Genomic DNA, 6451 nt, shown 5'->3' with positions numbered 1-6451 from the left:
TGGCGAGATTCTGCTGCATGATCTGCGCCATCTGCACCCAGGACGGGTCGTTGTACATCACATCGCGGATCTCGAGTTTGCGGCCGTCCTTCACGCGCACGTCACCCTGCAATTTCCAGCCGAGCGCGTCGAGTTCGCGGGCGGCGGCATCCGGGTCGTAGGGCAGGGCGTTGTTCTGGTAGCCCTTCTGCCCCTCCAGGTAGATGTGGTTGTTCAGTGGTTTGGGCTCGGCGACGAGTCCGTTCTGAATGGCATTCGCGATACCCTGCCGATCGATCGCCTTGGAGACGGCGACGCGAACCTTGGGATCCTCCAGAATCGACCCCGGGGCGCCGTTGAATGTGAGATGCGACCACTGCAGCGCCGGCGCGCGGCGGATGGAGACATTCGGAACGCCCTGAGCCGTCAGCAGATCGCCGCGACTACCGATTCCGATCGCGTCGAGTTCGTCGTTCTGCAATGCGGGGACCAGCGCCGCCGAATCGAGCACGCTGAAATTGACGGTGTCGAGTTTCGGCGTCGCGCCCCACCATTTCGGGTTGCGGCCCAGCGTGATACGCCCTTGAGTTCGATCGGTGGACTGGATGACGAACGGTCCGGCCGTCACCTTGATCCCGTCGACGAGACTCTTGTTGAACGCCTCCGGATTCGAGGTCACCGACTTCGGGTACAGCAGGCTGTTGCCGGAGAACTGGCCCTGCCATTCACCGAAATGCTTGTTGAATGTCAGCACCGCCTGGCGGTCGTCGACGCCGCGCTCGACCTTCGCGACCCGATCGAAACCCATATTGTTGGCGATCAGATACTCCGGGTTGCGACCGCTCAGCGCCTCGGCTTGAGAGGCGATGTCCTCCCACGTGATCGGCGTCCCGTCCGTCCACACCGCCTTCGGGTTGATGGTGTAGGTGACGGTTTGCGGATCGGTGCCGGTCAACTCGACGTTGGTGAAGTAGTCGGTGTTGAGATGCGTGCCGCCGGCGGCGTCGATGGTGAATGCCTGGGGCATCATCGGCCGCTCGACCGCGGTGATGTCGTAGTTGTTGCCGTCGATCTGAAGGGTGTTCCAGTTCGGCGGGAATTCCGAGATCGCCAACCGTAGATTGCCGCCGTCGCGAAGGTCGGCGACGTCGTGCGGGTTGATGTCGTTCGTCGTGCCGAGGTCGGAACTCCCGGTCCCGGTCGTGGAGCCCGAACACCCCGACAGCAGCAATCCGAACGCGACCGCGGGGATCGCGAGCCGGGTTATTGTCGAACGAATCCGCATGGTTTCGTTCTCCTTTCGTCGGGACGGGCGGCTAACTGACGAAGCCGATCTTGGTGTAGTCGTAGGTGGCCAGGCCGGGAGCGCCGTAGTTGGCGACGGTGGTCCGTACCCCGTAGTTGCCGGGATCCTGGGTGAGCGGCAGCGAGAAGCCCTCTTCGAAAACCTTGCGGTCCACCTGGTTCGCGAGTTCGATGGCCTTCTTCGGATCCAATTCACTGAGGGTCTGCTCGATCAGTGCGTTCAACTCCGGGGAGCCGATGCGACCGAAATTGCTCTGCTCGTCATCGGGGTGGTAGGCGTAGATCTGCGGGATGCTCCCGAACGGGAATGCGTCACCCGAGAACTGGAACTGCGCGATATCGAAATCGCCGGGGATCATCGCGTCGGTGAAGAAACCCTGGCGTTGCCGGGTGGCGATGGTCAGCTTCACGCCGACCTTCGCGAGGTCGCCCTGGACGATCTGCGCGACCCGAACCCAGGTGGGGTCGTTGTACATCACATCGCGAATCTCGAGGCGGCGGCCGTCTTTCACCCGCACATCGCCCTGCTGTTTCCAGCCCAGTGCGTCGAGTTCGCGCGCCGCGGCCGCGGGATCGTAGGGCAGGCTGTTGTCCTGATAACCCTCTTGTCCCTGGACGAAGATGTGATTGTTCAACGGCTTCGGATTCGACACCAGACCGTTTTCGATCGCATTCGCGATGCCCTGCCGATCGATGGCCTTCGATATCGCCACCCGCAGTGCGGGATCCGCCAGAATCGAACCGGGCGCGCCGTTGAAGGTGATGTGCCGCCACAGATTTCCCGGGGCGTGGCGTACGACCAGTTCGGAACCGCTGCGCACGGTCGCCAGATCCTCGATGGAGTTCAGGCGCGCGGCGTCGAGTTCGTTGTTCTGCAGGGCCGCCGCATATGCGGACTGATCCATCACACTGAAGGTGATGGTGTCCAGTTTCGGAGTATCGCCCCACCATTTCGGATTGCGGCCCAGCACGATTCGGCCCTGCGTGCGATCGGTGGAGCGGACCACGAACGGCCCGGAGGTGAGCGCGATACCGCCGGCGAGCGCGCGATTGAAGGTATCCGGATCGGCGGTGACCGATTTCGGATACAGCATCGCGTTTCCGGCGAACTGACCGCGCCAATCCGCGTAGTGCTGTTTGAAGGTGATCACGGCCTGCCGGTCGTCGACCCCGCGTTCGACCTTGTCGACCCGATCGAATCCGTTGTTGATCGCGATCTGATAGCGGGTGTCCACGCTCGACAGCGCATGGGCTTGGGAGGCGATGTCCTCCCAGGTGATCGGTGATCCGTCACTCCACACCGCCTTGGGGTTGATGGTGTAGGTGACCTGTTGCGGATCGGTGCCGGTGAGCTGGATATCGGTGAAATAGTCCTTGTCGATCGTCAATTGGCCGGTCGCGTCGATCAGGTACGACCGCGGCATCAACGGCCACAGCACCTCCCCGGTCTCCAACTCGTTGCCGTCGATGGACAGGGAATTCCAATTGGCCGGATATCCGCTGATCGCCAACCGCAGGTTGCCGCCGTCGCGCACCGCATCGCGCGGCTGCGGATTGATGTCGTTGGCGGATCCGAGGGCCGCGGGCCCGTTCGTGGTGTTCACCGATGCGCAGCCGGCCAGCGTGATGGCCACCCCGGCCGCCACTACGACAGCGGCCGAACGCAATGCCCGGGAACGTATCCTCACGACGAACTCCTAGCGCGCGACGACCGGAAGCGGAACCGCGTCGATCAGCGCGCGGGTGTACTCGTGCTGCGGCGACGCGAAAATCTGCTCGGCCGGACCGGATTCGACGATCTTGCCGCGATACATGACCGCGATATCGTGCGCGAGATTGCGGACCACCGAAAGATCATGGGAGACGAACAGATACGACAGCCCGCGTTCGGCCTGCAGATCCCGCAGGAGGTTCAGCACCCCGGCCTGAATGGAAACGTCGAGCGAGGACACCGGCTCGTCGAGTACCAGCAGTTGCGGGTCCAGCGCCATCGCCCGCGCGATATTGATGCGCTGCTTCTGCCCGCCCGAGAAATCGGCCGGATAGCGATCGGCGTGTTCGGCGCGAAGACCTACCTGCTTCAGCAATTCCGGTACCCGCTTGCGAATGTCGTCGCGGGACCGGCCGTCGACGCGCAACGGCTCGGCCAGGGCGTCGAAAATCGGCAGGCGCGGATCCAGCGAGGACGCCGGATCCTGGAACACGATCTGCAATTTGCGGCGGATATCGCGTTTGCGCTGCTTGCTCAGCGTCGCGACATCCTCGCCGAAGACCTCGATCGTGCCCGCCTGCGGCTGCACGAGGTCCATGATCTGGCTCAACGTCGTCGATTTCCCGGATCCGGATTCACCGACGAGCGCGAGTGTGCGTCCCTTGCGGACCGCGAAGTCGATGCCGTCGACCGCGCGCACCTCGCCGGTACGGCGCTTGAAGACCACACCGGAGGTGACCGGGAACGTCTTGATCAGGCCCGAAACCCGCAGCACCACATCGGAATCGGCGGGTTCCGGCGCGGCGACGCTGTCGGTGTCGTGGCGGTAGGCGGCGAACAGGTCCGCGGTCCCCACCTCGGCGGTGCGGATGCAGGCCGCCCGGTGCGCGGGCGCGGTTTCCTGCAGTGGCGGCTCCGCGGCCAGGCAGTCGTCGATCGAGACCGGGCAGCGCGGCGCGAAGGGACAGCCCGGCGGCAGGGCGTGCATGGGCGGGGGCGTACCCACGATCGGGATGAGCGGCGTCCGGGCCGGGCCGTCCATCCGCGGGATGGAACCGAGCAGGCCGACGGTGTACGGCATCCGCGGCGAGTTGAACAGCTCTGCGGCGGGGGCGTTTTCGACGATCCGTCCGGCGTACATCACCGCCACCCGGTCGGCCAGCGTGGCCGCGATCCCCATGTCGTGGGTGATCATGATGACGCCGGCGCCGGTGATGTCGCGCGCCTTGCGCAGCAGGTCGAGAATCTGCGCCTGCACCGTCACATCCAAGGCGGTGGTGGGTTCGTCGCAGATGATCAGTTCCGGATCGTTGGCGATCGCCATCGCGATCACCACGCGCTGGCGCATACCGCCGGAGAATTCGTGCGGAAAAGCCTTGGCGCGCACGGCCGGATCGGGAATACCGACCAGATCGAGCAGCTCCACGGCCCGAGCCGCGGCCTGCGACTTGCTCATCTTCTTGTGGGCGACCAGGGCCTCGGCGATCTGATCACCGACCCGGTAGACGGGCGTGAGCGCCGAGAGCGGGTCCTGGAAGACCATGCTGATCCGCGTCCCGCGCAGCGCCGAAAGCTGCTTGTCGCCCATGCCGAGCAACTCCCGGCCCCGCAGGCGGATCGAGCCGCGGATGCGGGCCTGATCGGGCAGCAACCCCATCACGGCCAGCGAGGACACCGATTTACCGGAACCCGACTCGCCGACGATGGCCAGCACCTCACCGTCGGCGACGGTGTAGTTCACTCCGCGCACCGCGTCGATGCGGCCCTCCTCGCTGGGGAAGGACACATGCAGGTCCGACACCTCCAGCAGAGGTGCGGTCGTGCTGCGCCGCGCGTCCGCCCGGTCGGCGGATTCGGTGGTGCGATCGGTCATGCCGCTTCAATCCTCTTGTCCGCCTGCTCATCCGGGCGGGCACCGGAGGTTCGCGCCGACTTCCCGCGCTGCGCCTTGTCCCGCTTCGCCGCCCGGTCGGCCTTCCGGCCCGCCCGCGCGCCCTTGGAACTCGGGTCGAAGGCGTCGCGCAGGCCGTCGCCGACGAGGTTGGCGCACAGCACGATCGCGATCAGGAAACCACCCGGGAACAGGAACAACCACGGGAAGGTCAAGGCCGATTTGGTGCCGAAGGCGATCAGCGAGCCCAGTGACACGTCCGGCGGTTGCACACCGAATCCGAGGAAGCTCAGACCCGTTTCGGACATGATCGCCGCGCCGACGGCGAGAGTGGTGTCGATGATCAGGATCGAGGCGATATTCGGCACGATGTGGGTGACGATCACCGAACGCGTCGAAGCGCCCATATACCGTGCCGCACGGACGAATTCGCGTTCGCGCAGGCTCAGCGTCAATCCGCGCACGATGCGGGCACTGATCATCCAGCTGAACCCGGCCAGCAACACGATCAGCAGCAGAATCGAGCTGCTGCCCTTGGTGCGCGGGGCGAAGATCGCGATGATGATGAAGCTGGGCACCACCAGCAGCAGGTCGACCAGCCACATGATCGCGCGGTCGGTCCAGCCGCCGAGCAGACCCGCGATCGACCCCGCGGTGACCGCGACCAGCGAGGTCAGCACGGCCACGCAGATGCCGATGATCAGCGATTTCTGCAAACCGTGCAGAGTCTGGGCCAGCATGTCCTGGCCGATCTCGTTGGTTCCGAACCAGTGCTGCGGCGACGGCGGCTGCAGCAGCGCGTACGGGTCGCGCTCCTGATAGTCGTAGGAAAGGAACGGCGGAATCGCGAAGGCGCCGATCAGCATGATGATCAGCACGGTCGCGCCGACGACGGCGGGCTTGTTGCGCAGGAACCTGCGCCACACCAGCTTTCGGCGTCCGGCCGCAGCGGGTTCCGGCGCGCCCTGCGCGATGATCTCGGTTTCGGTCACTTTCTCGCCCCGATCATCCGACCCGCACTCGCGGATCCAGAATCGCATACACGATGTCGGACAGCAGGCCCGAAACCAGCACCACGAATCCCGCGAACACCGTGACGGTCACCACGATGTAAATGTCCTGCGCGTTGATCCCGTCGACGAGCCATTCACCGACGCCGTGCCAGCCGAAGATCTTCTCGGTGAAGGTGGCGCCGGTGATCAGCGCGCCGAGGCTGTAGGCGAACAGGGTCGCCATCGGAATCAGCGCGGTGCGCAGGCCGTGTTTGTAGAGCGCACGGCGGCGGGTGAGTCCCTTGGCCCGCGCGGTGCGGATGAAGTCGCTCTGCAGCACATCGAGCATGGCGTTGCGCTGGTAGCGGCTGTAACCGGCCATCGCGCCCAGGGCGAGACCGAGGCTCGGGACGATCATGTGCTGCACTCGGTCGACGAACTGATTCCACACCCCGTGCACGGCATTGGCCGAGGTTTCACCGGTATAGAGGAATATCTGCTGCCCCGCGGCCGAATTTATTTCCAGCGCACCGTATTTCAGTAGCGTGGCCAACAGGAAGATAGGCGTGCTGA

The 6451-nt window shown here is 64.9% G+C and carries 5 protein-coding genes; all 5 read right to left on the bottom strand.

Going from position 1 to position 6451, the window contains the following annotated elements:
* Positions 1-1264 (bottom strand): ABC transporter family substrate-binding protein (locus tag A5780_RS03910; protein ID WP_064907733.1); only part of this gene is annotated, 1264 nt, incomplete at its 3' end.
* A gap of 31 nt (positions 1265-1295) precedes the next feature.
* The gene (locus A5780_RS03905) at positions 1296-2972 is read right to left on the bottom strand and encodes an ABC transporter family substrate-binding protein (protein ID WP_064901166.1); all 1677 of its coding nucleotides are present in this window, start codon (positions 2970-2972) and stop codon (positions 1296-1298) included.
* A 9-nt stretch (positions 2973-2981) separates the two neighbouring features.
* Positions 2982-4868, bottom strand: a complete 1887-nt coding sequence (locus A5780_RS03900) for an ABC transporter ATP-binding protein (protein WP_064907732.1) — start codon at positions 4866-4868, stop codon at positions 2982-2984.
* On the bottom strand, positions 4865-5878 hold the full coding sequence (locus tag A5780_RS03895) for an ABC transporter permease (protein ID WP_082857245.1): 1014 nt from the start codon (positions 5876-5878) through the stop codon (positions 4865-4867). The genes A5780_RS03900 and A5780_RS03895 overlap by 4 nt, the downstream gene beginning before the upstream one ends.
* Positions 5879-5891: 13 nt before the next feature.
* Positions 5892-6451 (bottom strand): ABC transporter permease (locus A5780_RS03890; RefSeq protein WP_156769351.1); only part of this gene is annotated, 560 nt, incomplete at its 5' end.

The organism is Nocardia sp. 852002-20019_SCH5090214 (assembly GCF_001665865.1).
Lineage (GTDB): Bacteria > Actinomycetota > Actinomycetes > Mycobacteriales > Mycobacteriaceae > Nocardia > Nocardia nova.
The sequence above is the reverse complement of the archived record's forward strand: the minus strand, read 5'-3'. Positions and strand labels throughout refer to the sequence as shown.

What these genes read in the sequence shown, in the direction of transcription:
- A5780_RS03900 (WP_064907732.1), bottom strand. Translation starts at nt 4,868, where the DNA reads ATGACCGATCGCACCACCGAATCCGCCGACCGGGCGGACGCGCGGCGC.